We start from the raw sequence: 26,847 nt of genomic DNA on the forward strand, positions 1-26,847 counted from the left end.
GCTGCGCGCAGCTTAGGTTGCACCCAATCCCGCCGGCGTACGCTTTCCGCCGCGAGGGTTTCCTCAGGCTGAACGCCGCGTTCCTTCACACCCGCTCCGTCCCGCCGGCGTATCCTGGCCACAGAGCCTCCCGCCGTTCGCGCGTCGCTTGCCAAGCAGTTTTTCCTTTCGCTGCGAGGATTGTTCTTCCACGTCTGCAAGCGTGGCAGCAGGCGGACGGCCATGTCATCGGCTTTCCGAAGATCCATACAGACGGCATGAAAAACCCGGCGGTTGCCCGCCGGGTTTTCGATTTCAATCAGGCAGCGCCTTTTAGAACGAGCGCTGGAAGCGAAGCATGCCGCCGATTGCGTCGTCATCGCCAGGAGAAATACCGGTCCAGTTCGACACAGAGTCATCGCCGAGATGCGAGTAGTCGACTTCGGCCGTGATCGTGAGGCCGGGAACAATGTCATAGGCAACGTTCGCGGCGATGCCGATGTTCTTGCCTTCGTCATACGACGCCTGGAGGTTGAACGAGGTCTTTTCGTTGAACTTGTAGGTGCCGCCGCCCCAGACTGCCCAATTGCCGCTCCACGGCTTGTAGAAGCCGCGACCGCCAGCTGGGAACGCCCAAGTGCCGTCGGTGAGGTTGTCGTCGGAGCCGTAGCCGCCCATGACGAACAGCGACAGAGCGTCGTTGACGTTGACGTCCAAACGGACCTTGCCGGAGACTTCTTCATAGTTGCTGTCGTAAGCGATGACGCCAGTAACCGCGCCCCAGCCCTGCGTCCACTTCACGCCACCGACGACATGCGGAACATAGCTGTCGATCGTGTCGGTGCCCGAGCCTTCTTCGAGAGAGACCACAGCCGAGAAGCCGTTGCCAGCGTCGAAGTAGTACTGCACGACGTTGGTGTCGAAACCGCCATAAGGAACCAGAGTATCCTGGATGACGTTGCCGGCGTAGCCGATGAACGTATCGAAGGCCGATTCGTCCTTACCAACGCGGAGACCACCGAGCTGGATCCAGGCGAAGTTCAGGGAGACGGTGTCTCCGTTGCCAGCAGTATTGAGCGAGCCAAACCTGCCTGAGTCACGGTTGTTATTCTGGAAGTTGAAGCGGGTCTCGGTATAGGTCTTCAAGGTGCCGAGTTCGGTTTCCTGACCGGTCCAGGTCTTCAGCGAGAAACGGGCATGCTTGTAGAAGGTGTCGTTGCTGCCGCCGTCCTCGTGATCGGCGCTTGTCGCACCGTCGAACGAACCCACGTCGCCGACGCCGATGTCGTAACGGATGTAGCCGCCGATGCGCAGGCAGGTTTCGGTGCCGGGGATGTAGAAGTAGCCAGCGCCGTAGATGTCGCAAATCTTGACGTATTCAGCGGGTTCCGGCTCGGCGACGACGACGGCGTCGGCGGCGCGCGCACCGGAAACTGCGATCAGGGCCGCAGCGGAGCCGAGAAGAAGGCTCTTGATGTTCATTTTCTGACCTCCAGTCAAAAGTTAAAAAACGGGTCTGGGTATTCTTTGCTGAAGGACAGCGTTCCCTGCCCCATCCCCACTACCGAAAAAGATGCGCACCGCGCCGCTCCTTCGAATTCGACATTACCCATGAGCCGGCGGCGTTCAACCACGATCGTACCGGCGCATGGATAGTTCGGCCGCTATCCCCGACCTGTGTTGCAGAAACGTCACGATTTGGCCTCACTTGGAAAGCTCTCGTTAACCTTCAGGCCCGCCGCAATCGCTTGTTTCCAGCCAAATCCGGCAATCGGCCGACGGAATCATGGCAAGGCCTGGACACGCCAGCCTGGGATTTGCCGCAGAACTGCCGCAGCTGGGGAAACCCGGGATTTCCGGCGCCATCTTATTTTGATCGCCATGTTTGGCGATCATCGGCTTGCCTGGAAATGGTTGATGACGCCGACGGACAAGCTTGGCGGGAACTCGCCGATAGATACTGTGCTAACTGGGACGCTCGCGGATGTTGTTGCTGCCGCGCGTCTGGCCGTGGAGCATGCTCCTGATGTTTAGCCCCGCATTTGGTGGCGGTCGTTCAGTTGAGAACCTTGCACAACGCGACACGATCCCGAGCGGGTGGTCGCGGCCCGTCGTCTCACTGGCTGCCCACCGCAGCGGACTCGGCGGCTGCGCCTCTGGGACCTTCCACGTCCCGTCAAGAGCCACTTATATAATTCGCCAGCAATCTCGACAGGGGCAACCCTTGCAGTCGCGCCCTCCTCCTGACGGTCACCTTGGTACGGTCAAGCCGTCGGTGCCGTGCCGTGCCGCTCGCGCGCGGTCTTGCGGATTATTTCTGCGATTTCCGGGCTACTGCTGCATAACATCTGGAAATCCGCCGCGTGCAGCGACAGGAGTGAGACCGCCGTTGCGGCGCTGACGGTCGCCGTACGCGGTTCGCCGCTCATCAGCGCCATCTCGCCGAAGAAGGCGCCAGGGCCAAGCTCCACTGGGTTCGGCATCACGACGCTCACCCGCCCCTCCACAACAAAGAACATCCGATCCCCGGTCTCGCCCCTTCGGCAGATCACGGCGCCGGCCGGCAAACTACGAGGCCTCAACGCACGAACGATCTCGACCAGCGCTGCCGGGCCGAGCTTCTGAAACAACGGCACGGAGGCGACCAATTGCCAATTGCGGACGAAATCCTCGCGACGGATTTCTTGATAGAAGCCGGAGGCAAGAATGCCGGCCCACAGCGCAAAGACGCCGATGCCACACATCATGACCGCCCCAGCAAGGACGCGGCCGGCGAAACTTTGCGGAATGGCGTCGCCATAACCTGTGGTGGACAGCGTGACCACCGCCCACCACATTGCCTGAGGGATGCTGCCGAATTTTTCAGGTTGGATGTCGCGCTCGATGACATAGGCCGCGAGCGCGACACCGAACAGAACGACGCCGAAAAGCGTAGTGACGCCGATCAGGTTGCGCGCTTCGTTGGCCAGCACCCTGCCCAGTACCGGGAAGAAAGTCGAGTCACGCAGCGGCTTGAGCAGCCAGACAGCACAGTAGAGGCTCCGGTCGGGCGTGCCTTCGAGCAGAAATGCAGCGAATGGAACCAAAACCGCGATCATATCGATGGCGATTGCCGGCGTTCTATCCCGAAGGTCTCCCGCCCAGCGCTTGAGCAGCGTCTCGGCCATCTGCAGGAAATAAGCGCCCCAAACGACCGCCAGCACGGCAGCCAGAGCCAGCCTGCTTCGTCCCGATAGGCCCGGCATGGTGAGCGCAGCCACCGCCAGCAGCCCAGGCGCAGCCAACACCGCGTTTAGCGGAGCGTAAATTCTCAAGAAAGGCAGTACCGACATTCTATGCCCATGAGCGGATGCTATTCCTCCAGAATAGGATGCCTTCAAGGCAAGCGCAAAGGTGCATACTTTCACTGGGATGTTCACCACAAGGTGAAACTCCGTGTCGGGACCGAAAGGCCACAACCGAGGATGACCCGTCCGGGCCTGCAATAGGTTTCAACCGTTCCAGGAAGCCGGGCCGACGAGTTCGAGGCCGTAGAGATGCCCGGCTCGAAGACGGCCGGCATGTCGGCAATGGCGAGGGTGCCGGCGGCGACACCCAAGAAGAGCGCTCAGATCCGCCTGGTGTCACGAGCGTGAGGTTCCCTCCGGCCCTTCGCCCGCTACCCAAAACATGTGCGGCACCACAGGCGGCAGGAAGGTGCGCCACATCACTCGAGAGGCGCTGTTAGTACGCGACGGCAACTGCATGGTTGCGACGTTGCATGCGCTCAAGTTACCAAGGGGGGCTGAGTCACCGTCTGAGGCAACTCAAGGAGGCACTGTCGAGGTCTCGTGGCTTCGATCCAGCCGCTCTGAGCGGACTCGAGCTATCAAAGCGGTACGATCCATGAGATCCGATTCTCTTGCGGTCGTCCCGCCCAGTTCAGAATGAGGCGGCCTCCCTTGACTTATGGTTCAATGACTGAGTACCCGCGCCTCAAATATACCATGCAAGCCGTTCGCAAGGCAGGCGACCGGCTGGCAAAACCTATGCAGTTCGGACAAGACACCACCGCCGGCCAATACGTGGACACGATGCGGATCTTCTCAATCGCCAATAACTGGCGCGACTCGCACTTTCTGCCGATGCGGAGCGTTCGGTTCTCTGTCGGCCACCACATGAAAGCCCTGCGATTGAAGGGCGACATGGCATCGCGTCCGAAGCGTCTGGCATCCATTTGTCGAAAGCTTCGAGAGTCCACCACCAATTTGGACACCATGAACGACATCGGCGGCTGCCGAGCGATCATGCCCGACATCTATAGCGTCCGCTTGCTTCTCGCATCGATGCGAGACAAGTTCCCCCATGAGATCCGCTCTCGGGAATTCAACTATATCGATGAGCCGAAGCCGGACGGCTATCGAAGTCACCATATTGTTCTGCAGTACCGACCCAGAACTGCCGAGACTGAAGCGTTCCAGGGACGACGCATCGAACTGCAAGTTCGGACCACACTTCAGCACTCATGGGCAACTGCAGTTGAGGCCGTCGGGCTATTCCGGCGCCAGGATTTAAAGCACGGAAACGGCGAGCAGGATTGGCTACGCCTTTTCCAGCTCATGTCGGCGGAATTCGCACAGGTTGAGCAGTGTCCCATTCCTGTCGGTGTTCCGGATCACGATGACCGAGTGCGGGAATTGCGAGATATCAACAGGCGTATAGGTGCGACAACTATGCTGGAGTACATCGCGAATATTTATAGCCACTCAGGGAGCATCTTACAATCAATAGGATCTGTTCGACACCATCTAATACAATATAGTACGGATCGTAACGTTACCATCGAATCTTTTCGAACTATTCTACTGGGGGCGCTGAAATTAAAGGATCTTGAGGCGAAAATCGCACTGAGAGGACTTGATTGGACGGCTGTCTTGGTCGAAGTGGACAAGGTCGAAAAGCTTGTTGAAATATACCAGAATTACTTCGGTGGCGTTTCATTGTTCGCCCGTAGTCTGAAGTCCATCTGCTCGGGAAAGGCGGCTCTCGAATAGGAGCATCCCGCACCGGATGGTAGATCCGAAGCCGTACGAAACGCCCGATTACGGTTGGCTAAGCGGTCGCTTCTTCCATATGAAGTAGCCGGACCATTGGCCTTCCTCGACGGGAATTCGCCGTATAATTCGAAATCCTTTGCCGGTTCTATCAGCTTCTCGCTCACCGAAGGCCTCCTGAACCGCTTGTTCTTCTGACTAAGCTTTCCCGGTGATGCTCCGAGTTTGCTCGGCGATTGTTCTCGCGCTAATACGCTCCACCTCCGCGTGTCTAGCGAGGTAATGCTGGCGCTGTCCCTGGCCGTGAAGCCGTTGATGTGATGGCGGCGGCTGCAGCGAACGGTGGCACGGCCGACATCAATCCAATTGAGGATCATGGGTTCATGTACACCCGAGACTTGGCTGATCCCGACGGTCATCGGCGCGCCGGCGAGCCACTTCTCTCCGAACTCGCCAAAACTCTTAGCCTCTTTCAGGCGGCGCTTCTCGCGCTGCTTCTCGATGGCCGGAGAACGTCCCTCGCCAATAGCGCGCTTCGCGTCGAGGCACTTTTCTCGGGCCAACGCGAAGCGAGATTCCGCCGCGTCCATATCTGCCGAGATAGACCGTCTCACGGCGTCCATTCAGCCTGTAGTCCAGCCGAAAAGAGATCGCGCCACTCGGCATAACCCGGACGTACATGCCGTCACGGTCAGCATCTTGTAGATTTTACCTTTTGGTTTCAGCGCTTTAAGGGCGGCGTCCGTCAGCATACCCATTGCCTCCTGAAAAGTACCGTCAGCACAATCCCAAGGCTCCGCATCAGGAAATAGCGTTTTTCTTAAATGCCTTAATGGACAAAAAGTACCGTCACGAGCCTCATTGGTTGTGACGGTACTCAGGAAAATTCGAGTGCGCAATATGGAGGAGGTCCGTCAAGCGGTCCGTCAGAGCCAATCGCTGCGTGCCGATTGTCCCCGATAGGATTTATCTTTGTTATCAGATAGTCACGTCGCATATCGGCGTGTTTTCGGCGGCACTTGAGTGGGCCTGAATCATTCCCACTCAATTGTCCCGGGCGGCTTCGAGGTGACGTCGTAGACAACGCGGTTGATGCCGCGGACCTCGTTGATGATGCGGGTGGCGGCGGCGCCGAGGAAGGCCATGTCGTAGTGGTAGAAATCGGCCGTCATGCCGTCGACCGACGTGACGGCGCGCAGCGCGCAGACGAATTCGTAGGTGCGGCCGTCGCCCATCACGCCGACCGTCTGCACCGGCAGCAGCACGGCGAAGGCCTGCCAGATGGCGTCGTAGAGGCCGGCCTTGCGGATCTCGTCGAGGTAGATCGCGTCGGCCTCGCGCAGGATCTCCAGCTTTTCCCGCGTGATGCCGCCGGGGCAGCGAATGGCGAGGCCCGGGCCGGGGAACGGGTGGCGGCCGATGAAGCTTTCGGGCAGGCCAAGCTCCTTGCCGAGCGCCCTCACCTCGTCCTTGAACAGTTCACGCAACGGCTCGACCAGCTTCATGTTCATGCGCTCGGGCAGGCCGCCGACATTGTGGTGCGACTTGATGGTCACAGACGGGCCGCCGGTGAAGGAGACGCTTTCGATGACGTCGGGGTAGAGCGTGCCTTGCGCCAGGAAATCCGCACCGCCGAGTTTCTTCGCTTCTTCTTCGAACACTTCGATGAACAGACGGCCGATGGTCTTGCGCTTCTTCTCCGGGTCGGATTCGCCTTCAAGCGCGGAGATGAACTTGTCCGAGGCATCGACCAGAATCAACGGCAGGTTGTAGTGCTGGCGGAACATCGCCACCACGCCCGCTGCCTCGTCCTTGCGCATCAGGCCGTGGTCGACAAGGATGCAGGTGAGCTGGTCGCCGACCGCCTCGTGGATCAGCAGCGCGGCGACGGAGGAGTCCACGCCACCCGACAGGGCGCAGATCACCTTGCCCTTGCCGACCTGCTTGCGGATCGTCTCGACAGCATGTTCGCGATAGGCGCGCATCGTCCAGTCGCCCTCGATGCCGGCGATGTTGTGGACGAAGTTCCTGAGCAGCCTGGCTCCATCAGGCGTGTGCACCACCTCGGGATGGAACATGATGCCGTACATACGGCGCTCGACATTGCCGAAAATGGCAAAGGGCGAGCTCTCGGACTTGCCGAATACCTCGAAGCCCGGCGGCAGGGCGATGACGCGGTCGCCATGGCTCATCCAGACCTGGTGCCGCTGCCCGGTCGCCCACAGGCCCTCGAACAGCGGGCTGTCCTTCTCGATCTCGACGAAGGCGCGGCCGAATTCGCGATGGTTGGAGCTTTCAGCGACACCGCCCATCTGCACGCACATGGCCATTTGGCCGTAGCAGATGCCGAGCACCGGCACGCCGGCGTCGAAGACGATCTGCGGCGCACGCGGGCTGCCGATGTCCGACGTCGAGGCCGGCCCGCCCGACAGGATCACGGCTTTCGGATTGATGCGCTTGAACGCCGCCTCGGCCGACTGGAACGGCACGATCTCTGAAAACACGCCCGCCTCGCGGATGCGGCGGGCGATGAGCTGGGTGAACTGGCTGCCGAAATCGACAATCAGGACGGTGTCGGGATGATTGGCTGTTTTCATGGCGAGCGTTTAGAGAAAGAAATGAGTCGGCGCAATGGGTTGCGGTGCCTGACTTTCAGACTGGGCTCGGGTCTTCACGGGCTGGTTTGGCCCGAAGCAAGCCAGAGCCGATCGCCTGTTCGAGGCGAATGACGGCGTCCGCCAGCCTTTCGTCGATGACATGCAGATACTCCGTCCAGTCACCGACATGCCTGAGATCGGCCGCTCCGTCGGAAATGCCGCGCAGGCCGATCAGCGGGATATCGAACAGCTGGCAGGCGCGCAGGCAAGCGAAGGTCTCCATGTCGACCATGTCAGCCATGATCGTGTCGTAGGCCGCGCCGGTGATGATCGCGCCGCCGGTCGATAGCGTGGCTTCCTTGATCTGCGGAATCCTGAACGGCAGCGGCACGGTCACCGGCAGGTCGAGGAACGGCGTCGCGCCTTTCTCGAAGCCGAGTGGCGAGGCGTCGATGTCGCGATAGCCGACGGAGACGGCCTGGTAGATTTCGGTCTGCTCCAAGGTCCGGCTGCCCGCTGAGCCGAGCGATACGACAAGATCCGGCAAGGCTTTTTCAGACTTCAACCGGGAGAGTTCGGCGCCGAGGCGCACACCTGCCTCGACCGGGCCGACACCGGTCATCAGCGGCGTGAACAGTTTTTGCAGATGTGGGCCGTATTCGGCTTGCGCCGCCATGACGAACAGGACGTCCTTGCCGCCAATTCGCACAACGTTGCCCATCAGCCTGCAATCCCGTCGCGGCCGACCACCGTCATCATGGTCCCGGTCATGGTGGCGATCAGCTTGGCCTCGCCGTCGGCGGCGAAGGCGTAGGCCTGGCCATCGGCGACGATGATGGTGCGGCCGGGTTTGGTCACCGAACCGCGGAACAGGAACCGTTCACCGCGGCCCGGCGCCAGCAGGTTGACCTTGAACTCGATGGTCAGCACGCCGGAATTCTCCGGCATCAGCGAGAAGGCGGCATAACCACAGGCCGAGTCCAGCGCGGTCGAAATGACGCCGGCGTGCAGAAAGCCGTGCTGCTGGGTCAGTGCAGCCGAATAGGGCATCTCGATCTCGATGATCCCCGGCGTCACCAGCGTCAGTTCGGCGCCGATCGTCGCCATCGCCTGCTGGCGTGCAAAGGACGCCCTGACGCGATCCTCATAGTCTGGAGCCGGTACGATCTTTGCCGCCATCGCCATTGCCTTCACTTTTGCCGGAAAAGCTTATTGCAGAGGCACGGGCGGCAGGCAAACGCTTTTGCTGCAGTGCAGCAATCGGCTTGACCTGCGACAGCGAAACGAACCCGCCACGCATCGGCGCCATCCGATACGTTCAGCCAGGCCTGCGCATGGCACAGACATAAAAACCATCGGTGCCGCTCAGCGCCGGCGACAGCGAAATATCGCCGCCGGCGCCGATCCGCGCCGCCGCCTCGTGCCCCGGGAAATGGCTGTCCCACAGCGCGCGGTGATCGACCGGGACGAAGCCGCTGTTGCGCCCGCGAAACGCGGCGATCTGTTCGCCATTTTCCTCGGGGAATACCGAGCAGGTGATGTAGACCAGCAGACCGCCGGGTTTGACATAGGCTTGTGCTGCATCGAGGATCGCCGACTGCTCGCCCTTGCGGGCGTCGAGCTGTCTTTGCGTCAGCCGCCATTTGGCGTCGGGACGGCGGCGCCAGGTGCCGCTGCCGGTGCAGGGTGCGTCGACCAGCACGACGTCCATATGACCCGAGAGCGGCGCAAGCTCGGCCGGCTTGGTGACCACCTGCACATTGCGGTTTTCCGACCGGCGGATGCGGTCGAAGATCGGCGCCAGCCGCGCCTTTTCGGCATCATGGGCAAAGATCTGGCCCGTATTGCCCATCTGAGCCGACAGCGCCAGCGTCTTGCCGCCGGCGCCGGCGCAGAAGTCGAGCACCTGCATGCCGGCCTCGGCACCGGCGAGCGCGGCCGCTATTTGCGAGCCTTCGTCCTGGACCTCGAACCAGCCCTTCTGGAAGGCCGGCTCTGCCTGCACGTTCGGATGTCTGCCGTCGCCATCGATGGGCGGAATGCGGATGCCGTTTGGCGCGATGCGGGCAGGCTTGGCGCCGGTATCGGCCAGTTCCGCCAGCACCTTGTTACGATCGGCCTGCAGCGTGTTGACCCTGATGTCGAGCGGAGGACGTGTTGCCAGCGCTGCGCCTTCCTCGACCCAGCTCGCTCCAAAGGCCCGTTCGAAAAGCGGTTCGCACCAATCGGGTATGTCGGCCCGCACCGCGGACGGCGCGTCGGCAAGCCGGCGTTCGGCGATTGCCTGGAGCTCGGTGGCGCCGAGCAGCGGCGGCGCGAACTTATCGCCATCAAGCGCGTCGTTGAGCGACTGCGCCGTCTGGCCCCATTCGAGCAGCAACGCGCCGAAGCCGATGGCGCGCGGCGTGTCTTCGCCAAGCAACCAGCCGGCGGAGCGCTTGTGGCGCAACGCGTCATATACGATGTTGCCGATCGCCGCGCGATCGCCGCCGCCGGCGAAACGGTGTGAGAGGCCCCAGTCCTTCAGCGCATCGGCCACCGGCCGGTGGCGCCGGCCAATGTCTTCCAGCACTTCGATGGCCGCAGCCAGCCGTCCGCCCAGTCGCATTCGTCATTCCATCAAATCGAGCACAGCATCTCGGCCTGCTCTTAGAACCTTTCACGTCCGGATTGAACCCCGCTCCGTCTCGCGGCGTGGCGCCATCCCGACTGTTGCCAGCGAAATTGGCCGACCAGTAACTCTCCCTGGCAACCAACAGCAGATCGATCAATAGATGAAAGATCTCTAATGTTCATACTGGCGCGTTCAAGCACGGCGCGTGGCGCAACGGCTCTGCTTTCCAAGTTTTTCGGTTGAGAATACTCTTGCCGCCATGATTCGCGGCGCAGAAAACGTAGACCGGCGGATCGTCACGAGGAGAGGGCAATGAAGACTTATCTGGCGGAAGTTCTAGGCACATTTCTGTTGGTGTTCATCGGCACGGCGTCGGTGGTGACGGGCGGCTTCGGCGGCGCGCTGCCGCTCGGCCAGGAAGGCATCGGTCTGGCATTCGGCATCGGCCTGATCGCCGCGGCCTATGCGATCGGTCCCATTTCGGGCGCACATCTCAATCCGGCCGTGACACTCGGTGTCTTCCTTGCCGGACGGCTGCCAGCCAAGGACGTCATCCCCTATTGGATCGCGCAGATCATCGGGGCCATTCTGGCTTCGCTGGCGCTTTGGATCATCGTTTCCGGCCAGGCCGGCGGCCACACCGGCGGCTTCGGCGCCAATGGCTGGGACGAGACGAAATGGGGCATAAGCTCGGCCTTCCTGTGGGAACTGATCGGCACCTTTACCTTCGTCACCGTGATCCTCGGCGTCACCGCCGAAAAGCACTCGACGGCATTTGCCGGCCTGGTCATCGGCCTTACGCTCGCGGGCATTCACTTCGCCATGATCCCGGTCACCGGCACCTCGGTCAATCCGGCGCGCTCCATCGGCCCGGCACTGTTTACGGGCGGTGCGGCACTCAGCCAGCTCTGGCTGTTCATCGTCGCGCCGCTGATCGGCGGCGCCATTGCCGGCGTCGTCGCCAAGGCACGCATCTTCGAGAAGGATTGATCTCGAAAGCTGAAATAAAAGGCGCGGGCCACGGCCCGCGCCTCTTTTTGTCGGGTCCTTACGCCGGAATCAGCCTGCGATGTCGAAGCGGTCGGCGTTCATCACCTTGGTCCAGGCCGCGACGAAATCCCTGGCGAATTTCTGTCCGGCGTCGCTGGATCCGTAGACTTCGGCAAGCGCACGCAGTTGCGCATGCGAGCCGAAGATCAGGTCGGCGCGGGTGCCGGTCCATCTGACAGCCTTGGTCTTGCGGTCACGGGCCTCGTAGACTTCTTCCGCACCCGGAACAGAGCCCGCTGCCGGATCCCAGACCGTGCTCATGGAGAGCAGGTTGACGAAGAAGTCGTTGGTCAAAGTGCCCGGCCTGTCGGTGAACACGCCGTGCTTCAAACCGCCAGCGTTGGCGCCGAGCACGCGCAACCCGCCGACCAGCACCGTCATTTCGGGAGCGGTCAGCGACAGCAATTGCGCGCGGTCGACCAGCATGGCTTCGACCGACATCGGCTGCTTGCCCCTGACATAGTTGCGGAAGCCATCGACTTTCGGCTCGAGCGCGGCAAAGGAGTGGACATCCGTCTGCTCCTGCGAAGCGTCCATGCGGCCGGGCGTAAACGGCACCTTCACCTCATAGCCGCCATCCTTGGCCGCTTTATCGACCGCGGCGACGCCGCCGAGGACGATCAGGTCGGCGAGCGATATCTTCTTCTCGCCCGTCTGCGCCGCGTTGAACTCCTTCTGGATGCCTTCGAGCTTGGCAAGCACCTTCGATAGTTCAGCCGGCTGGTTGACGTCCCAGTCCTTCTGCGGCGCCAGCCGGATACGGGCGCCGTTGGCGCCGCCGCGCTTGTCGGAATTGCGGAACGTCGAGGCGGATGCCCAGGCGGTCGAGACGAGCTCGGAAACCGACAGGCCCGAGGCCAGGATCTTCGCCTTCAGCGAGGCGATATCCTGCTCGCTGACCAGTTCGTGATCGATCGCGGGGATCGGATCCTGCCAGATCAGTTCTTCCTTCGGCACCAACGGGCCGAGATAGCGTACGACCGGACCCATATCGCGGTGGGTCAGCTTGAACCAGGCACGGGCGAAGGCATCGGCGAACTGATCCGGATGCTGATGGAAGCGCCGCGAAATCTTCTCGTAGGCAGGATCGACGCGCAGCGCGAGGTCGGTGGTCAGCATGGCCGGCGCGCGGCGCTTCGAGGGATCGTGCGCATCCGGCACGGAGCCGGCGCCGGCGCCGCCCTTGGGCGTCCACTGATGGGCGCCCGCCGGGCTCCTCGTCAGCTCCCATTCGTAGTTGAACAGATTGTCGAAGAAGTTGTTGCTCCATTTGGTCGGCGTCGTCGTCCAGGTCACTTCGAGGCCCGAAGTGATGGCGTCGCCGGCAATGCCAGTGGCATGCTTGCTCGACCAGCCGAGGCCCTGCGCTTCGATGCCGGCGCCTTCCGGCTCAGCGCCAACCAGCGATGCATCGCCGGCGCCATGGGTCTTGCCGAAAGTGTGGCCGCCGGCGATCAGCGCCACGGTTTCCTCGTCGTTCATGGCCATGCGGCCGAAGGTTTCGCGGATGTCGCGGGCCGAAGCCAGCGGATCGGGCTTGCCGTTCGGTCCTTCGGGATTGACGTAGATGAGGCCCATCTGCACGGCGCCGAGATGGCCCTGGAGCTCGCGATCGCCCGAGTAGCGCTGGTCGTCCAGCCACTTGGTTTCCGAACCCCAGTCCACGTCCTGCTCAGGTTCCCAGACGTCGGCGCGGCCGCCGGCGAAGCCGAAGGTCTTGAAGCCCATCGATTCCAGCGCGACGTTGCCGGTGAGGATCAGCAGGTCGGCCCAGGAGATCTTGCGGCCGTATTTCTGCTTGACCGGCCACAAGAGCCGGCGCGCCTTGTCGAGATTGGCATTGTCCGGCCAACTGTTCAGCGGCGCGAAGCGCTGCTGGCCGGCACCGGCGCCGCCGCGGCCATCACCGATGCGGTAGGTGCCGGCGCTGTGCCAGGCCATGCGGATGAAGAGCGGTCCATAGTGGCCAAAGTCCGCCGGCCACCAATCCTGCGAATCCGTCATGACCTTGTGCAGGTCCTGGATGACCGCATCGAGATCGAGGCTCGCGAATTCCTTGGCGTAGTCGAAATCCTCGCCCATCGGGTCCGACAGGTTCGACTGCTGGTGGAGAACGCCGAGGTCGAGCTGGTTCGGCCACCAGTCACGGTTGGTCCGGCCGGCGGATCCATGCGCCACAGGGCATTTGCCCGCGCTGTTGTCGTCGGTTTTCGCGTCCATGTTCGTCTCCGATTTGCCGAGGTTTGATCTTTGCCAAGATTCTGGGGCCAGCCAGTGGCCGCACCAATCTGGAATTGTTCCAGACTAGGCCGCCTTGCCGATAAAGACAAATTGCCTTTCCTGTTTGTTTTGATAGGATTTCCTTATGGTAGGATTGCCCGCATGATAGGATTGCCGCGTGATAGGATTGACGGTTCGCCAGATGCATTATTTCGAAATGCTGGCCCAGACGCTGCATTTCGGGCGTGCGGCAAAACTGGCCGGTGTCAGCCAGCCGGCGCTGTCCGCGCAGATCGCGGAGATGGAGCAGCGGCTGAACTGCCGGCTGTTCGAACGTGGCGGCAAGTCGGTCCGGATGACCGACGAAGCGGCAGCGCTTTTGCCGCGCATCGAACATATCCTGGCCGCCATACGCGACGTTGAAACGACGGCCCGGCGCGGCCGCATGGCCATGGAGGGACGCTTCCGCCTTGGCATCATCCCGACCGTCGCGCCCTATCTCTTGCCGCGTGCCCTGCCCGAGCTGAAAAAGCACTTTCCGGCCTTGCTGCTCGAACTGCGCGAGGCCGTCACCACGTCCCTGGTCGAGGACACCGCATCGCGGAAGCTCGACGCCTTCATTGCCGCGCTTCCGCTCGACCATCCCGGTCTGACCACCGAGGCACTGTTTCCCGACAGGTTCTTCCTGGCCGTGCCATCAGGCGATCCCGCCTTCGCCTCGCCGCCGGTTCCGCCCGAAAGCCCGGCACTGGAGAGGCTGATGCTGCTGGAGGAAGGTCATTGCCTGCGCGAACAGGCGCTGGCCGTCTGCGGCAATGTGCGCCCGGTGGCGATGGCAAGCTACGGCGCCACCAGCCTGACCACGCTCTTGCAGATGGTGGCGCACGGGCTCGGCGTCACGCTCGTCCCCGAAATGGCGGCCGGGCCAGCGGGCACCATCCCGGACCTGAAGATCGTGCCGTTCCAGGAGCCGATGCCGCAACGCATGATTTGCCTCGCCTGGCGTCGCAACAGTACCAGGCACGGCGAGTGTGTCGAACTTGCCAAGATCATCCGCAGCCTGGGTCCAGCGGCGTTGGCAGCGTGATCCCGAGAAGTGGCAACCGCGCCCCGACAAGGAGACCTCACAGAACCCGGGACAGGAACCCGCGGGTTCGCGGCGATTTTGGGTTGGCGATCATCTCGCGCGGCGCGCCACGTTCGACGATCACGCCGCCATCCATGAAGACGAGCTGATCGCCGATCTCGCGAGCAAAGCCGATCTCGTGGGTGACGACGACCATCGTCATGCCGCTCTCGGCCAGGTCGCGCATCACCTGCAGCACCTCGCCGACCAGTTCCGGATCGAGCGCCGATGTCGGCTCGTCGAACAGCAGGACCTTCGGCTTCATTGCCATGGCGCGCGCAATCGCAACACGCTGCTGCTGGCCGCCGGACAGTTCGCGCGGATAGCGGTCGATCTTGTCGGCGAGGCCGACACGCCGCAGCAGCACCTCCGCCTCGGCCTTGGCCTGATCGGCGGGAATGCGCCGCACCTGCGTCGGGGCCTCGATCAGGTTCTCCATCACCGTCATATGCGAGAACAGGTTGAACGACTGGAACAGCATGCCGATTTCCGCCCGGCGCCGGCACAGGAGATCGTCCTTGACCTCGTAGAGCTTGTCGCCCTGGAGGTCGTAGCCGACGAACTGGCTGTCCACCAGCAGGATGCCGGCGCTGAGTTTCTCCAGATGGTTGATGCAGCGCAGGAACGTGCTCTTGCCGGATCCCGACGGGCCGATGATGCAAGCCACCGATCCTTCGGGCACGTCGAAGTCGACACCCCTGAGGACTTCGAGCGGGCCATAGGATTTGCGCACACCGCGCGCGAACACCATGGAACCGGCCGGCACGCCGAAGCGGGCGCGATTTTCGGACTTCACATCGCTCATCGGGCGACGCCGCGCAGGCTGACGGCGTTGCGCAGTGCGCGCATCGTCAGAGGCTCGCGGCGCGTGTCGCTACGGCCGAAATGGCGCTCCAGGAAATGCTGTCCCACCGACATGATGCTGACTACCGCTAGGTACCAGAAGGCGACCACGATCAAGAGCGGGATCGTCTCGAAGGTGCGTGCATAGATGCTTTGCGCCGTATAGAACAGGTCATCGACGGCAATGAAGGTCACCAGCGACGTCATCTTCAGCAATTTGATCGCCTCATTGCCGGTCGGCGGCAGTACGAAGCGCATGGCCTGCGGCAGGGTGATGCGCTTCAGGATCATGCGGTAGGGCATGCCGAGCGCGCTCGCCGCTTCCGACTGGCCAGATGGCACCGACTTGATGCCCGCCCGGATGATTTCGGCCATGTAGCCGGCCTCGCACAGCGAAAGCGCAACGACAGCCGAGAAGAACGGCGTCATGAAATCATTGGTGCGCACGGCAAACAGCGTGCCCAGGAAGGGCAAAGTGAGCGAGATTTCGCGCACCAGCAGCGACAGGTTGAACCAGAAAATCAGCTGGATCAGGGCCGGGACACCGCGGAAGAACCAGACATAGACACCCGCGAAGGCGCGCAGCACCGGGCTTGGCGACACCCGCATGATGGCAATGACGGTGCCGACCACGATCGCCAGCACCATAATGATGACGGTGAGCATCAAAGTGTTGCCAAGGCCGCGCATGATCGAGGGATGGAACAGGTAGCCGGCGGCCGTGCCCCAGGCGAAGGCCGGATTGCTGGCGAAGGCGCGAATGATCACAAACGCCAGCAGCAGCGCAAGCGCCGTGCCGACCCAGATGCCGTAGCGGCGCTGCGGCACGACGGTCAATCGCGACACGGCGGCGGCGACACCTGCTGGCTCGACGCCGATCTCGGTCGGGTGGGCCACGCCCATCGCTGGTCTCCTGATCGCTGACCGGCGCCTGACTGGTGATCAGGCGCCGGTAATTTCTATTCGGCGCGAAGCGCGTCCATGGTGCCGACGAAGTAGGGTTCCTTGATGGCATAGACGCCCATGCCGTACTTCTCGAGGATAGCCTTGTAAGTGCCGTTCTTGAACAGCTCGGAAAGCGCGCCCACCATCATGTCGGCGGTCTCCTTGTCGTCCTTGGCGATCGCCATGCCGAGCGGCGCGACCTCGTAAAGCGAGGCAGGACCACCAGCTGGCCCTTGCTCGTCACCTCGAAATAGCTCGATGCGGTCGCATCGTCCATGCGGGCATCGACCCGATCGGACAGCACGGCCTGGACGATATCGGTCGATGAGTTGAAGACCGACTTTTCGATGGCCGCCTGACCCTTGTCGGTGCACTCCTTGCCGAGCTTGTCGACCAGGAAGTCCGAGGCGCTGCCGGCCGAGACGCCGACACGCTTGCCGCAGAGCGGCGTGTCGCCGCTGAAGCTGGCCTTCTTGTCCGGCGATGTCGAGACGGCGAGGCCGGCCTTCAGGAACATGACGAAATCGACCTGCTTCAGCCGCTCGGGCGTCGCCGAAAACGTCTCCCAGGCGATCTTGAAGCGGCCCGCCGCCAAGCCCGGTATCATCGAGGGAAACGGCGTGCGCTGCACGTCGAGCTTGGCGTCGACGAGCTTGGCCACCTCGCCGGCCAGTTCGATGATGATGCCCGTCTGCTTGCCGTCGGCATCGAGATATTCGAACGGCGCGTAGTCCAGCGTGTTGGCGACGGCGAGCGTTCCGCTCTGCTTGACGTCGGTGGATTTCGGAATCTCGGCAGCCCGGGAAACCCCACCCCAGGCGATTGCGGAGATCGTCAGCGCGAGGCTGGCCGTTCGCAGATATGCATTCATTGCTGTTCCCCTTTCTTTTCCTTGTTGGCAGTGTTGGCAGTCTTTGTCAGGCAAGGCCCGACTTGGTCAGGCAAGGCTCGAGCTGGCCGCTGTTCGGGGCCGGCTCGGGCTTGGCATCCGCTCAGGCGCCGGTCGCTTCCGCCGCCTTCTTCTTGCGATAGTGATAGTTCTTGTCGATGCGCTCCATCAGATAGTCGCCGTAGAGCACCGGCCCGTATTTCGGCTGCGTGCCGGCCGGTACGCAGACCGGCAGCGCTTCGATCGTCTCGTCCATGGACGGATCGAAGAAGAAGGGCTGCGAATAGCGCTCGCGTCCAGACCGGTTGATGACACGGTGCGGCGTCGAGACGAACTGGTCGTTCGACCAGCGCGCCAGGATGTCGCCGACATTCATCACGAAGGAGTCCGGAACCGGAGGTGCCGGAACCCAGTCGCCAGCCTTGTTCTTGACCTCCAGGCCGCCGACATTGTCCTGCGCCAGCAAGGTGATGAAGCCGTAGTCGGTGTGCGGCGCCGAGCCGAAGAGGCCTTCTTCCTGGGGCTGCGTCGGATAATGCAGCAGGCGCAGAAAGGTGGTCGGCTGCTCGAAATAGCGGTCGAGGCTGTCGAGGGGCAGCCCAAGCGAGAGCGCGATGGCGCGGACCATCTTGCGCGCCAGCGTGCCCATCTCCTCGACATAGCGATCGATCGTCTGCCGGAAGCCCGCCAGCGCTCTCTCGTCCGGCCACTGGTTGGGGCCTTGCAAGGGCTTTTCGGCCAGGGCCCTGGGATCGTCGGCACCGACCTCGTGCATGAAGAAGATCGATTCGCTCTGGTTCGGCTTGCTCACCGTCGCCACGGAGGAGGTTACGATGGTCGAGCCGGCGAAGGGCAGGTAGCCGCGGAAATTCCGGTCGATCTTCAGCTTGAGCTTTTCCTCCTCCGGCAAGGCAAAGAAGCGCTTGCTGGCTTCGCGGACGGCTTCGACATCGGCGCGCGGAATGGGATGGCCGGTGACATAGAGGAAGCCGATCGTCTCGAGATAGCGGCGCAGCGTCGCCGCCGTCTCGCGGATCGCGCCTTCGTCGTCGCCGTAGAGCGCCGACACGTCGAGGATCGGGATTTCGGAAAAATCGCCGCGAGCTTGTGCATCCATTTTCGAACACCCTGTCTTGAACATAAGATACAGTACTGTATTTCTACACATCCGAACGGCCTCATCAATAGGCTTTCGACCGCAAAAGGAAGAGCGCTGAAACATGGCACCACGCAAGATCATCATCGACACCGATCCGGGCCAGGACGACGCGTTCGCCATCCTCTTCGCACTGGGATCTCCGGCCGAACTCGAGGTGATCGGCATCACCACGGTCGGCGGCAACGTGCCGCTTGCCCTGACGTCGAAGAACGCGTTGAAGGTCGTGGAACTCGCCGGGCGCGCGGACGTCCCGGTCCATGCCGGATGCCCGGCGCCGATGGTGCGCAAGCTGATCACGGCCGAGTATGTCCATGGCGAAACCGGGCTGGACGGCGCCGATCTTCCCGAACCCGTGACGCAACTGCAGAGCGAACACGCGGTGAATTACCTGGTGCGCACGATCATGGAGGCGCCGGAGGGCGAGCTGACCGTCTGCACGCTCGGGCCGATGACCAACCTCGCCATGGCCATGACCATGGAGCCGAGAATCGTGCGCCGGCTGCGCGAAGTCGTGCTGATGGGCGGCGGCTTTTTCCAGGGCGGCAACGCCACGCCCGCGGCGGAATTCAATATCTTCGTCGACCCGCATGCCGCCCATAAGGTGTTCGACAGCGGCGTGCCGGTGACCATGGCCGGCATCGACTGCACCTACACCGCCCTGATGACGCCCGAGTGGCTAGACCGCCTGCGCGCAACCGGCAGCCGCGCCGCGGTCGAAGCCGCCAATCTGGCGGACTTCTACCGCCAGTACGGCACCCACAAATTCGAAACGCCGGCGCGCCCCATCCACGATGCCTGCGTCACCGGCTACCTCCTGGCGCCACATATCTACGAGCAGCGCCAGTGCGCGGTGACGGTCGATATCGTCTCGCCGGAGACAATCGGCATGACGGTGGTCGACTGGTGGCACGTGACCGGCCGCGCCAAGAACTGCAACGTTCTGCGACGCATCGATCCGGCGCCGTTGTTCGAACTCATGTTGGAGCGGATCAGCGCACTGCCATAGAGCGGTTCCTGGAATTGCTCTGGTCGCGCGTTCCGCGATAGATGGACCCTCGAAGAGTCGCGAAGCGCATCGAAGCCGGCGAACGGATTGGAGGCGTCGCGCATGGCGATGAAGGTCTTGATCACATGAAAGCCGACAGCGCCCCGGCCAGAGGCAAGAGACCGTCCAAGGCCGCCCCGCGTTCGAAGACCGCGCGGCAGACGCTCAGCCGCGACGCCTGGATCGCCGCCGCGCGCAAGGTGCTGGAGAAGCGCGGCATCGCCGAGGTGAAGATCGACCGCCTCTCCAAGCAGTTGAAGGTCACGCGCGGCAGCTTCTATTTCCACTTTGCCAGCCTGGACGATCTTCGTGGCGGCCTGCTGCAGGAATGGCGCAACATCAACTGCGCACCGTTCTGGGCGATGCGCGAGATGCACGACATTGAGGGGCTGCAGTTCTTCACCGACATCGTGCATGTATGGGTCGACGAAGCGCCGTTCAGTCCGCTGCTCGATCTGGCCATCCGCGACTGGTCGCGAACCTCCCGAAAACTGGCTCAGGAGGTGAAGGACATCGACGATCTGCGCATCGCGCTGCTGATCCGCTCGTTCCGCGCCATGGGCTATCCCCCGGATGAAAGCCTGGTCAGGGCCCGCATCACCTATTTCCACCAGATCGGCCAGTATGCGCTGTCCTTCAAGGAGGATCCGGCGGTGCGCCGGAGCTACCAGCCGCTGTTCGGAGAGGTGCTGCTCGGGCCGCTCGTGCAGGAGCGCGGTACGGCGCCACGGCCGAGCGAGATGGGGAGCGGACGGCGGTAGCATCCGCTTTTCGCCCCGCCGCCTGCGCTTCGAAAGCGCAGCCGAGTTCCCAGTTGATCTAGGAAGCCCTCGCATTCTCCGTGATGGCGCGAGATGCGCTCCGGTGGGGACGCAGCAGAAAATAGAACGCGGTGACATGCGTGATCATCAGCAGCGGCACGTAGAGGATCGGGATCGCGTAGGCGGCGCCCAGCAGCCCCGCATGGGCAGGAAGATCGGCCTGGATGGCCTGATAATAGTCGACGATGAGGTCGACCATGCCAACGATGTTGAAGGCGACGACGAACGCCCAGAACAGCTGGCGTACCTTGACGGTAAGCAGCGCCAGATGGCCAGCACCCCGGTTGCGAAGTCGCCATAGGCGGCAAAGGTGGCGAAGCTGGCCGGCAGATCGGGGCCGACGACGCCCGGAAGGATGAAGACCAGGCCGAAGAAGCGGAAGCTGTGCAGCGTGGCGATAGCGCGTTGCGCCGCGATCCGATCCATCGATCCGAGCCACGGCAGACCGTATGCGCCGAAGCAAAGCAGCCACGCGACATAGCCTAAGACGAGTTGGATCTGGAACAGCACTTCCGTGGGCATTTGGCCTCCTTGTTGGCAGGGCATTGCGGCCTCCCCGCTTCAGCCGATTACCTAAGCCCGCTTCCATCGTTCGACTATCCGTTGTAATCACAACGACCCATGAAGCAGAACTACACAGTCAGACATGGTACGCTGGAGGGCGTCGAGGTGTTCCTGGCCGTCGCCAGGCGCCGCAACTTCCGCCGCGCCGCCGCCGATCTCGGCGTGACGCCATCCGCCGTGAGCCAAGCGGTGCGCGCGCTGGAAGCCCGCATTGGCGCGGCGCTGTTCGTCCGTACGACGCGCAGTGTCGGTTTGACCGAGGCTGGTCAACGGTTCCTCGATCGCGCCGGCCCTGCCTTCGAACAGATCGTCGCCGCTGGCGAGGCCGCCCGTGACGTCGGCCAACGGCCGACCGGCCTGCTGCGCCTGTCGGTGCCCCGCGCCGTGGTGCCGTTGATCCTGGAGCCGGTGATCGCGTCCTTCTGTCAGGCCTATCCCGAAGTCGAACTGGAGATCGCCGCCAGCGACGAGATGGTCGACCTGGCGACCGGCGGCTTCGATGCCGGCATCCGCCTCGGCCAGTTCATCGCCCCCGACATGGTCGCCGTGCGGCTGACGCCCTCATTTTCGTTCGTGGTCGTCGGCAGTCCTGACTATTTCGAGCGTTACGGGCGCCCCGAGCGTGTGGACGATTTGCGCCACCACGCCTGCCTGCGCTTGCGCCGTTCGAACGGCGCCATCGCGCCCTGGTCCTTCATCAACGGCAACGAGGCGATCGAGGCGATGGTCTCGGGTCCGCTGATCGCGCATGACTATCCAACGATGGTCGGCACCGCGATGCGGGGGATCGGGCTGGCGCAGATCCCTCGGCCCGTCGCCGAAGCTCCGATAGCGCAGGGAAAACTCGAGCCGGTACTGGAGAGCATCGCCGCCACGACGCCGGGCGTCTTCCTCTATCATCCCGGCAAGCGCCAGATCCTGCCGAAGCTGCGCGCCTTCATCGATCACCTCAAATCCGCGGTCTGAGGTAAGGAGGGACGTCGCCCCTGGCGCTTCGCTCGCACCAAAGCCTTCATGGTATGAATATCAGAAATACATAGGTGAAAAAAACTACGAGATGGACCATTCCGGTCAAGAACGTCGTTCTTTCAGTGCTGAAGCTTACATTGCATATGAAAAGCGCCAAGACCAAAAGGACCGCATCGGCAGCCGGCAGCCCCAGGGTCAGTCCTCTCCCCGTCAGCAGGCTGGCGGCTGCGACTCCCGGTATGGTCAGGCCGATCGTGGCGCAAGCCGAACCCATCGCGACATTCAAGCCGCGCTGCAGCTCATTGTTGAGTGAAGCGCGCACCGCCGAAATGGCCTCCGGCATCAACACCAGCCCCGCGATCATTGCCCCCACAATGCTGTCCGCCTGGGTCACCTGATAGTCAACGAGCGTATTTTCGACGCTTGCCGCGACCTGCTCGGCGAGCATGACAATTCCGATCAGTCCGGCCACCAGCAGCAGAGCGCTGGCAGAGATGTTCTCGTGAGGGGCAGCGAGCACCGAAACGTCGTGTGGTTGTCCCTGGATAAAGTCTTCCCGGTGCCGGACGGTCTGCGCGAACACGAAGCTTGCATAGAGCAGCACTGAAAGGACGCTGACGAAACCAAGTTGGGCTGCCGAAAACGTGCCGGGATCCGTGGTCTGGGTGTAGGTCGGCAGAATAAGCGTCATGACGGTCAGCGCGATCAGAACCGCCAGATAGGCACTGGTCCCTTGCCGAACGATGGCCTGCTTGCGATGACGCCAGCCGCCAAGCGCGAGACACATGCCGACAACGCCGGTGGACGTGATCATCACCGTCGAGAAGACGGACTCCCGTGCCAGCGTCGGGTTGTTCTCTCCATGCAGCATCATGGAAACAATGATCGACACTTCGATCGCCGTGACGGCAAAAGTCAGCACCAGCGTGCCGTACGGCTCCCCTACCCGCCGAGCTACCGCCTCGGCGTGGTCGAGCACCACGAAAATGGTGACGAACATGATCGCACTCGACAGCGCACCGACAAGGATCCTGGCGTTCAACGAACCCTGGTCCACCGACAGCCCGCTGGCTCTGACCGCGACAGCCATCGCCAGGGCGGCCAGCGGCATCGCGTAGGAAGTCGCCGATCGTCCGAAACCAGTCATGCAAGCCCCTGTGCGTTTCTGCAAACCCGGTTGCATTCGCGCACCGACAGATCGAAGCGTTCACCCGTTCACGCCGTCTTCTGCGCCACTAGCCCCAATTCTTCCACCATCGCCTGACGCATCAGGAATTTCTGCGGCTTGCCGGTCACAGTCATCGGCAATTCGCTCCTGAAGCGGATGTGGCGGGGGATCTTGTAGTGGGCGATCTGGCCGGCGCAGAAGTTCTTGATCTCCTGCTCGGTGGCGATCTGACCGGGCTTGAGCACGATCCAGGCGCACAGCTCCTCGCCATATTTGGTATCGGGGATGCCGAACACCTGCACTTCCCTCACCTTGGGATGGCGGTAGAGGAATTCCTCGACCTCTCTGGGGTAGACGTTCTCGCCGCCGCGGATGACCATGTCCTTGACCCGGCCGACGATGTTGCAATAGCCCTCGGCATCGATGGTGGCGAGGTCGCCGGTGTGCATCCAGCCATCGCTATCGATCGCCTCGCGGGTCTTGTCATCGTCGTCCCAATAGCCCTTCATCACCGAATAGCCGCGGGTGCAGAGTTCGCCCGGCGCGCCGACGGCAACCGTGGCGCCGTCGGCATCGACCGCCTTGACCTCGACATGGGGGTGAATGCGCCCGACGGTCGAGACGCGCTTTTCCAGGGGATCGTCGACGCCGCTCTGGAACGACACCGGGCTGGTCTCGGTCATGCCGTAGGCGATGGTCACCTCAGACATATGCATCAGCGACACGACCTTCTTCATCACCTCGATCGGGCATGGCGAGCCGGCCATGATGCCGGTGCGCAGGCTGGAGAGATCGAAAGATTGGAAATCGGGATGATCGAGCAGGCCGACAAACATGGTCGGCACGCCATAGAGCCCGGTGCAACGTTCCTGCGCCACGGCTTTCAGCGTGGCGCCGGCATCGAAGCCCTCGCCCGGGAAAACCATGGTCGCGCCCTTCGAGACGCAACCCATCGTGCCCATCGACATGCCGAAGCAGTGATAGAGCGGCACCGGGATGCACAGCCGGTCATCGACGGTCAATTTGATCGCCGAAGTGACGAAATTGCCGTTGTTGACGATGTTCGAATGGGTCAGCGTCGCGCCCTTGGGCGCGCCCGTGGTGCCTGACGTGAACTGGATGTTGATGGCATCGCCGGGCTTCAGCCCCTCGGAAATGCGGTCGAGACTGTCATGCTCGTCGCGGCCGGCCATGGCCAGCACGTCGCCGAAATTGAACATGCCGGGCGAGTTCTCCTCGCCCATACGGATGACGATTTTCAGCGCCGGCAGCGTTTGCGCCTTGAGCTTGCCGGGCGCGGCCTTGGCGATCTCCGGCGCCAGCGTCTCGATCATGCCGAGGTAATCGGAGGTCTTGAAGCTTGCCGCCGTCACCAGCGCCTTGCAGGCGACCTTGTTCAGCGCATAGTCCAGTTCGGTCAGCCGGTAGGCGGGGTTGATGTTGACCAGGATCAGACCAATGCGGGCGGTGGCGAACTGGGTCACCAGCCACTCCCAGCGGTTTGGCGACCAGATGCCGACGCGGTCGCCCTTTTCCAGTCCCAGCGCCAGGAAGCCGGCGGCCAGCGCATCCACCGTGTCCGACAGTTCGCTCCAGGTGAAGCGCTTGTCCTGGCCAACGAAGACGGCGGCATCTTGCGTGGCATATTTGCTGGCGGTGTCGGAGAACAGCGCGGGAATCGTCTCCTTGAGCAGCGGCGGCGTGCGCTCGCCGGAGACATGCGCCTTGCCATCGACAGGGGCCACGAAGACATTGCCATTGCGAGCGGCGCGGCCACGCAGATTGGTGGCGTTCTTCAGCTCGTCGAGATTGACCGGCATCGCTGTATCCTCCCAGGACGAACCCAAACCTATCAGCCCGCCGGGACGGTGGAAATCCCGCCGATGGTAGTGGAGGTGCTGGGGCCGCGCACTGCCGCAGCGAGCCGCTGTCCGCCTTCAGCGGCTGACTTTCAAGTCACCTGCCCTTCAAGGAGGAGGGAGGAGGGCGCTCATCTTCGACGCGATGTCGCGCAGCAGGGCTTCATCGGCCGCCGCACGCGGCTTCTTCGACGACACCAGGCAGGCTTGCGACTTCAGGACAACGCCGTCGCCCAGCACCTTGAGGTGATTGGCGCGCAGCGTTGAGCCTGACGTGGTGATGTCGACGATGACATCGGCGAGGCCAGCCGCCGGCGCGCCCTCGGTGGCACCTAAGCTTTCGACGATGCGATAGACCTGGATGCCGTGCTTCTGCGAAAAGAACTGCTGGGTCAGCCGCCAGTATTTGGTGGCGATGCGCAGCCGCCGGCCGTGGCGCTGGCGAAAATCGGCGGCGACGTCATCGAGATCGGCCATGGTGTCGACGTCGAGCCAGATCTCGGGTACCGCCACCACGACATCGGCATGGCCGAAGCCGAGACGGGCGACGATTTCCACGCGCGCCTCCCAATCGGCGAGGTTCTCGCGCACCAGGTCCTCGCCGGTGATGCCGAGATCGACCGTGCCCTGGCCGATCTCGCCAGCTATCTCGGAAGCCGACAGCAGGGCAACCTCGATGCCTTCCGCGCCCTCGATGCGGGCGCGATAGGAGCGCTCGTCGCCGGGCAGGCTGACGGTGAGGCCAGCCTTGGCCAGCACCTCTAGCGCCTGCTCCTTCAGCCGGCCCTTCGAGGGAATGGCCAACGTGATCATGGTGCCGTCTCCCGCAACGCCTCGATGCGGTCGAGCCAAACCGCAAAGCCGACGCCGGGGATCGCGGTCTTGGCGCCGAGCAGCGTCAGCAATCGGTCGTAGCGGCCGCCGCCGGCCAGGGGGCGCTCGCCATCCTGGGCCGCGATTTCGAAGACCACACCGGTGTAATAGTCGAGCGGTCGGCCGAAAGCGGCATCATAGCGGATTGTTCCCACCGGCAAGCCATGCGCCTCGATCGCGCGGGCGCGTGCCGCGAATTTTTCCAGCGCCGCACTCAGCGAAAGACCGGCAGCGGCAGCGAAGCTCTCCAGCGCCTGGGCCGCGCCATCGAGCGGCACATCGATGGCGAGAAAGTTCTTGAGCGCCGCGAAAGCCTCGTTCGACAGCCGCACGCTGCGCAACTCGGCCTTTTCGATCAGCCGCCGTGCAATGTCCGTGGGCGAGCGCCCGGCCGACGCCGACAGGCCGGCCTCCTCCATGCCGCCGGCGATGTGCGCCGAAAGGCCTTCGACATCGCCGTCGAGGACAAGCGCCGCGACATCGCCTGAAAGCTGGCTGTTGCGCGGTGGATTGGCGAGATCGGCGAGGGAGGCCTCAAGCATCGGCGCCGAGCCGAAGGCGCGGGCAAGCCGCATGCGCCAGCCACGCGGCAACCCAAGGGCGGCGAGCACGGCCTCGAAAATAGCCTGGTCGCCGAGCGTGACCGCCAGGGAACGGCCGGGCAGCACCAGCGACAACAAAGCATGCGCGTCGGCCACGGAGCGCGCATCGGCCTCGGCCGTGTCGCGGTCGCCGAGATCCTCGATGCCGGCCTGGAAAAACTCGTTGCCGCCTTCGCGGCGCTGGCGAAACACCTCGCCCAGATAGGAATAGCGGCGCGGCGTGCCGGCCTGCGAACTTATATGGTCGAGACAGACCGGAATGGTGAATTCCGGCCGCAGGCACAGCGTCTGCCCGGTCTCGCTCTCGGTAAGGAAGATGCGCCGCCGCAGATCTTCGCCGGCCATGTCGAGGAAGGGATCTGCCGGCTGCAGGATGGCAACCTCGACCGCATGCGTGTTGCGGGTGGCGAAGAGGCTGGTGATGTCGGCTGAGATGGCGGGGTAGCGGGAGGTCATGTGCTGCGCCCTTCCCTTCTCCCCTTGTGGGAGAA

21 protein-coding genes and 3 pseudogenes are annotated in these 26,847 nt (G+C 62.9%); 6 read left to right on the forward strand and 18 right to left on the reverse strand.

Going from position 1 to position 26,847, the window contains the following annotated elements; genetic code table 11:
• Positions 1-312 precede the first annotated feature (312 nt).
• Together X743_RS147405 and X743_RS147400 are read right to left on the reverse strand one after the other, a co-directional pair.
• Positions 313-1,461 (reverse strand): porin, encoded by a 1,149-nt coding sequence (locus tag X743_RS147405; protein ID WP_023767414.1) that lies wholly within the window; start codon positions 1,459-1,461, stop codon positions 313-315.
• Between the two features lie 782 nt (positions 1,462-2,243).
• Positions 2,244-3,311 carry a cyclic nucleotide-gated potassium channel gene (locus X743_RS147400; RefSeq protein WP_023776679.1) on the reverse strand — a complete coding sequence of 356 codons (1,068 nt, stop codon included), beginning with the start codon at positions 3,309-3,311 and terminating at the stop codon, positions 2,244-2,246.
• 609 nt (positions 3,312-3,920) lie between these two features.
• Between X743_RS147400 and X743_RS09805 the strand changes: the two genes are divergently transcribed.
• On the forward strand, positions 3,921-5,012 hold the full coding sequence (locus X743_RS09805; RefSeq protein ID WP_245264277.1) for a RelA/SpoT domain-containing protein: 1,092 nt from the start codon (positions 3,921-3,923) through the stop codon (positions 5,010-5,012).
• Between the two features lie 416 nt (positions 5,013-5,428).
• On the opposite strand, the pseudogene X743_RS1000000171040 reads toward X743_RS09805, so the two are convergent.
• The 6 genes and pseudogenes from X743_RS1000000171040 to X743_RS147380 all read right to left on the reverse strand — a co-directional run.
• Positions 5,429-5,764, reverse strand: a pseudogene (locus tag X743_RS1000000171040) (Arm DNA-binding domain-containing protein); the annotation flags it as partial.
• Positions 5,765-6,046: 282 nt separating this feature from the next.
• Complete coding sequence (guaA, locus tag X743_RS147395) at positions 6,047-7,609, reverse strand: glutamine-hydrolyzing GMP synthase (protein ID WP_023767418.1); 1,563 nt, start codon at positions 7,607-7,609, stop codon at positions 6,047-6,049.
• A 55-nt stretch (positions 7,610-7,664) separates the two neighbouring features.
• Positions 7,665-8,330, reverse strand: coding sequence for a 5'-methylthioadenosine/S-adenosylhomocysteine nucleosidase (locus X743_RS147390; RefSeq protein ID WP_023767419.1), 666 nt, complete (start codon positions 8,328-8,330; stop codon positions 7,665-7,667).
• Positions 8,330-8,788 carry a PaaI family thioesterase gene (locus X743_RS147385; RefSeq protein WP_023686843.1) on the reverse strand — a complete coding sequence of 153 codons (459 nt, stop codon included), beginning with the start codon at positions 8,786-8,788 and terminating at the stop codon, positions 8,330-8,332. Before X743_RS147385 ends, X743_RS147390 begins: the two co-directional genes overlap by 1 nt.
• Positions 8,754-8,918, reverse strand: a complete 165-nt coding sequence (locus tag X743_RS1000000172925) for a hypothetical protein (protein ID WP_198028475.1) — start codon at positions 8,916-8,918, stop codon at positions 8,754-8,756. Before X743_RS1000000172925 ends, X743_RS147385 begins: the two co-directional genes overlap by 35 nt.
• A 9-nt stretch (positions 8,919-8,927) precedes the next feature.
• Positions 8,928-10,217, reverse strand: coding sequence for an RsmB/NOP family class I SAM-dependent RNA methyltransferase (locus X743_RS147380; protein ID WP_023767420.1), 1,290 nt, complete (start codon positions 10,215-10,217; stop codon positions 8,928-8,930).
• Positions 10,218-10,535: 318 nt separating this feature from the next.
• On the opposite strand from X743_RS147380, the gene X743_RS147375 reads away from it, so the two are divergent.
• Positions 10,536-11,213: an MIP family channel protein gene (locus X743_RS147375; RefSeq protein WP_023767421.1), complete on the forward strand. Its 678-nt coding sequence runs from the start codon at positions 10,536-10,538 to the stop codon at positions 11,211-11,213.
• A 69-nt stretch (positions 11,214-11,282) separates the two neighbouring features.
• Here the strand turns inward: X743_RS147375 and katG are convergent, their stop codons facing one another.
• A complete protein-coding gene (katG, locus tag X743_RS147370) occupies positions 11,283-13,493 on the reverse strand; it encodes a catalase/peroxidase HPI (protein WP_023767422.1) in 2,211 nt (736 codons plus the stop codon).
• A 178-nt stretch (positions 13,494-13,671) separates the two neighbouring features.
• Here katG and X743_RS147365 point away from each other — a divergent pair, with 178 nt between their 5' ends.
• Entirely contained in the window at positions 13,672-14,580 is a 909-nt protein-coding gene (locus X743_RS147365; protein ID WP_023776673.1) for a hydrogen peroxide-inducible genes activator, read from the forward strand.
• Between the two features lie 37 nt (positions 14,581-14,617).
• Here X743_RS147365 and X743_RS147360 read toward each other — a convergent pair whose 3' ends face one another.
• The 4 genes and pseudogenes from X743_RS147360 to X743_RS147350 all read right to left on the reverse strand — a co-directional run bounded on the left by X743_RS147360 (position 14,618) and on the right by X743_RS147350 (position 18,413).
• Positions 14,618-15,424, reverse strand: coding sequence for an amino acid ABC transporter ATP-binding protein (locus X743_RS147360; RefSeq protein WP_023767424.1), 807 nt, complete (start codon positions 15,422-15,424; stop codon positions 14,618-14,620).
• Positions 15,421-16,365, reverse strand: a complete 945-nt coding sequence (locus tag X743_RS147355) for an amino acid ABC transporter permease (RefSeq protein ID WP_023767425.1) — start codon at positions 16,363-16,365, stop codon at positions 15,421-15,423. The genes X743_RS147360 and X743_RS147355 overlap by 4 nt, the downstream gene beginning before the upstream one ends.
• A 56-nt stretch (positions 16,366-16,421) precedes the next feature.
• Positions 16,422-17,278: pseudogene (locus X743_RS09755) on the reverse strand (ABC transporter substrate-binding protein).
• A gap of 121 nt (positions 17,279-17,399) precedes the next feature.
• Complete coding sequence (locus X743_RS147350) at positions 17,400-18,413, reverse strand: 2OG-Fe(II) oxygenase family protein (protein WP_023767428.1); 1,014 nt, start codon at positions 18,411-18,413, stop codon at positions 17,400-17,402.
• 103 nt (positions 18,414-18,516) lie between these two features.
• Between X743_RS147350 and X743_RS147345 the strand changes: the two genes are divergently transcribed.
• Both X743_RS147345 and X743_RS147340 read left to right on the forward strand, forming a co-directional pair.
• A complete protein-coding gene (locus X743_RS147345; protein ID WP_023767429.1) occupies positions 18,517-19,461 on the forward strand; it encodes a nucleoside hydrolase in 945 nt (314 codons plus the stop codon).
• Positions 19,462-19,586: 125 nt separating this feature from the next.
• Positions 19,587-20,261, forward strand: coding sequence for a TetR/AcrR family transcriptional regulator (locus X743_RS147340; RefSeq protein WP_031258076.1), 675 nt, complete (start codon positions 19,587-19,589; stop codon positions 20,259-20,261).
• A gap of 58 nt (positions 20,262-20,319) precedes the next feature.
• On the opposite strand, the pseudogene X743_RS09735 reads toward X743_RS147340, so the two are convergent.
• Positions 20,320-20,843 (reverse strand): annotated as a pseudogene (locus tag X743_RS09735) (hypothetical protein).
• 99 nt (positions 20,844-20,942) lie between these two features.
• Here X743_RS09735 and X743_RS147335 point away from each other — a divergent pair.
• Positions 20,943-21,851 (forward strand): LysR family transcriptional regulator, encoded by a 909-nt coding sequence (locus X743_RS147335; RefSeq protein ID WP_023767432.1) that lies wholly within the window; start codon positions 20,943-20,945, stop codon positions 21,849-21,851.
• A 46-nt stretch (positions 21,852-21,897) separates the two neighbouring features.
• Here the strand turns inward: X743_RS147335 and X743_RS147330 are convergent, their stop codons facing one another.
• The 4 genes from X743_RS147330 to X743_RS147315 form a co-directional block, all read right to left on the reverse strand.
• Positions 21,898-23,001, reverse strand: coding sequence for a calcium:proton antiporter (locus X743_RS147330; RefSeq protein WP_031258077.1), 1,104 nt, complete (start codon positions 22,999-23,001; stop codon positions 21,898-21,900).
• 68 nt (positions 23,002-23,069) lie between these two features.
• The gene (locus X743_RS147325) at positions 23,070-24,842 is read right to left on the reverse strand and encodes an AMP-binding protein (protein WP_023767434.1); all 1,773 of its coding nucleotides are present in this window, start codon (positions 24,840-24,842) and stop codon (positions 23,070-23,072) included.
• A gap of 147 nt (positions 24,843-24,989) precedes the next feature.
• Positions 24,990-25,694: an ATP phosphoribosyltransferase gene (hisG, locus tag X743_RS147320; protein WP_023767435.1), complete on the reverse strand. Its 705-nt coding sequence runs from the start codon at positions 25,692-25,694 to the stop codon at positions 24,990-24,992.
• Positions 25,691-26,812: an ATP phosphoribosyltransferase regulatory subunit gene (locus tag X743_RS147315; protein WP_023767436.1), complete on the reverse strand. Its 1,122-nt coding sequence runs from the start codon at positions 26,810-26,812 to the stop codon at positions 25,691-25,693. Before X743_RS147315 ends, hisG begins: the two co-directional genes overlap by 4 nt.
• Positions 26,813-26,847 lie beyond the last annotated feature (35 nt).

Origin of the sequence: Mesorhizobium sp. LNHC232B00, assembly GCF_000502435.1 — a bacterium.
Lineage (GTDB): Bacteria > Pseudomonadota > Alphaproteobacteria > Rhizobiales > Rhizobiaceae > Mesorhizobium > Mesorhizobium opportunistum.

What these genes read in the sequence shown, in the direction of transcription:
- X743_RS147405 (WP_023767414.1), bottom strand. Translation starts at nt 1,461, where the DNA reads ATGAACATCAAGAGCCTTCTTCTCGGCTCCGCTGCGGCCCTGATCGCA.
- X743_RS147400 (WP_023776679.1), bottom strand. Translation starts at nt 3,311, where the DNA reads ATGTCGGTACTGCCTTTCTTGAGAATTTACGCTCCGCTAAACGCGGTG.
- guaA (WP_023767418.1), bottom strand. Translation starts at nt 7,609, where the DNA reads ATGAAAACAGCCAATCATCCCGACACCGTCCTGATTGTCGATTTCGGC.
- X743_RS147390 (WP_023767419.1), bottom strand. Translation starts at nt 8,330, where the DNA reads ATGGGCAACGTTGTGCGAATTGGCGGCAAGGACGTCCTGTTCGTCATG.
- X743_RS147385 (WP_023686843.1), bottom strand. Translation starts at nt 8,788, where the DNA reads ATGGCGGCAAAGATCGTACCGGCTCCAGACTATGAGGATCGCGTCAGG.
- X743_RS1000000172925 (WP_198028475.1), bottom strand. Translation starts at nt 8,918, where the DNA reads ATGGCGCCGATGCGTGGCGGGTTCGTTTCGCTGTCGCAGGTCAAGCCG.
- X743_RS147380 (WP_023767420.1), bottom strand. Translation starts at nt 10,217, where the DNA reads ATGCGACTGGGCGGACGGCTGGCTGCGGCCATCGAAGTGCTGGAAGAC.
- X743_RS147375 (WP_023767421.1), top strand. Translation starts at nt 10,536, where the DNA reads ATGAAGACTTATCTGGCGGAAGTTCTAGGCACATTTCTGTTGGTGTTC.
- katG (WP_023767422.1), bottom strand. Translation starts at nt 13,493, where the DNA reads ATGGACGCGAAAACCGACGACAACAGCGCGGGCAAATGCCCTGTGGCG.
- X743_RS147360 (WP_023767424.1), bottom strand. Translation starts at nt 15,424, where the DNA reads ATGAGCGATGTGAAGTCCGAAAATCGCGCCCGCTTCGGCGTGCCGGCC.
- X743_RS147355 (WP_023767425.1), bottom strand. Translation starts at nt 16,365, where the DNA reads ATGGGCGTGGCCCACCCGACCGAGATCGGCGTCGAGCCAGCAGGTGTC.
- X743_RS147350 (WP_023767428.1), bottom strand. Translation starts at nt 18,413, where the DNA reads ATGGATGCACAAGCTCGCGGCGATTTTTCCGAAATCCCGATCCTCGAC.
- X743_RS147345 (WP_023767429.1), top strand. Translation starts at nt 18,517, where the DNA reads ATGGCACCACGCAAGATCATCATCGACACCGATCCGGGCCAGGACGAC.
- X743_RS147340 (WP_031258076.1), top strand. Translation starts at nt 19,587, where the DNA reads ATGAAAGCCGACAGCGCCCCGGCCAGAGGCAAGAGACCGTCCAAGGCC.
- X743_RS147335 (WP_023767432.1), top strand. Translation starts at nt 20,943, where the DNA reads ATGAAGCAGAACTACACAGTCAGACATGGTACGCTGGAGGGCGTCGAG.
- X743_RS147330 (WP_031258077.1), bottom strand. Translation starts at nt 23,001, where the DNA reads ATGACTGGTTTCGGACGATCGGCGACTTCCTACGCGATGCCGCTGGCC.
- X743_RS147325 (WP_023767434.1), bottom strand. Translation starts at nt 24,842, where the DNA reads ATGCCGGTCAATCTCGACGAGCTGAAGAACGCCACCAATCTGCGTGGC.
- hisG (WP_023767435.1), bottom strand. Translation starts at nt 25,694, where the DNA reads ATGATCACGTTGGCCATTCCCTCGAAGGGCCGGCTGAAGGAGCAGGCG.
- X743_RS147315 (WP_023767436.1), bottom strand. Translation starts at nt 26,812, where the DNA reads ATGACCTCCCGCTACCCCGCCATCTCAGCCGACATCACCAGCCTCTTC.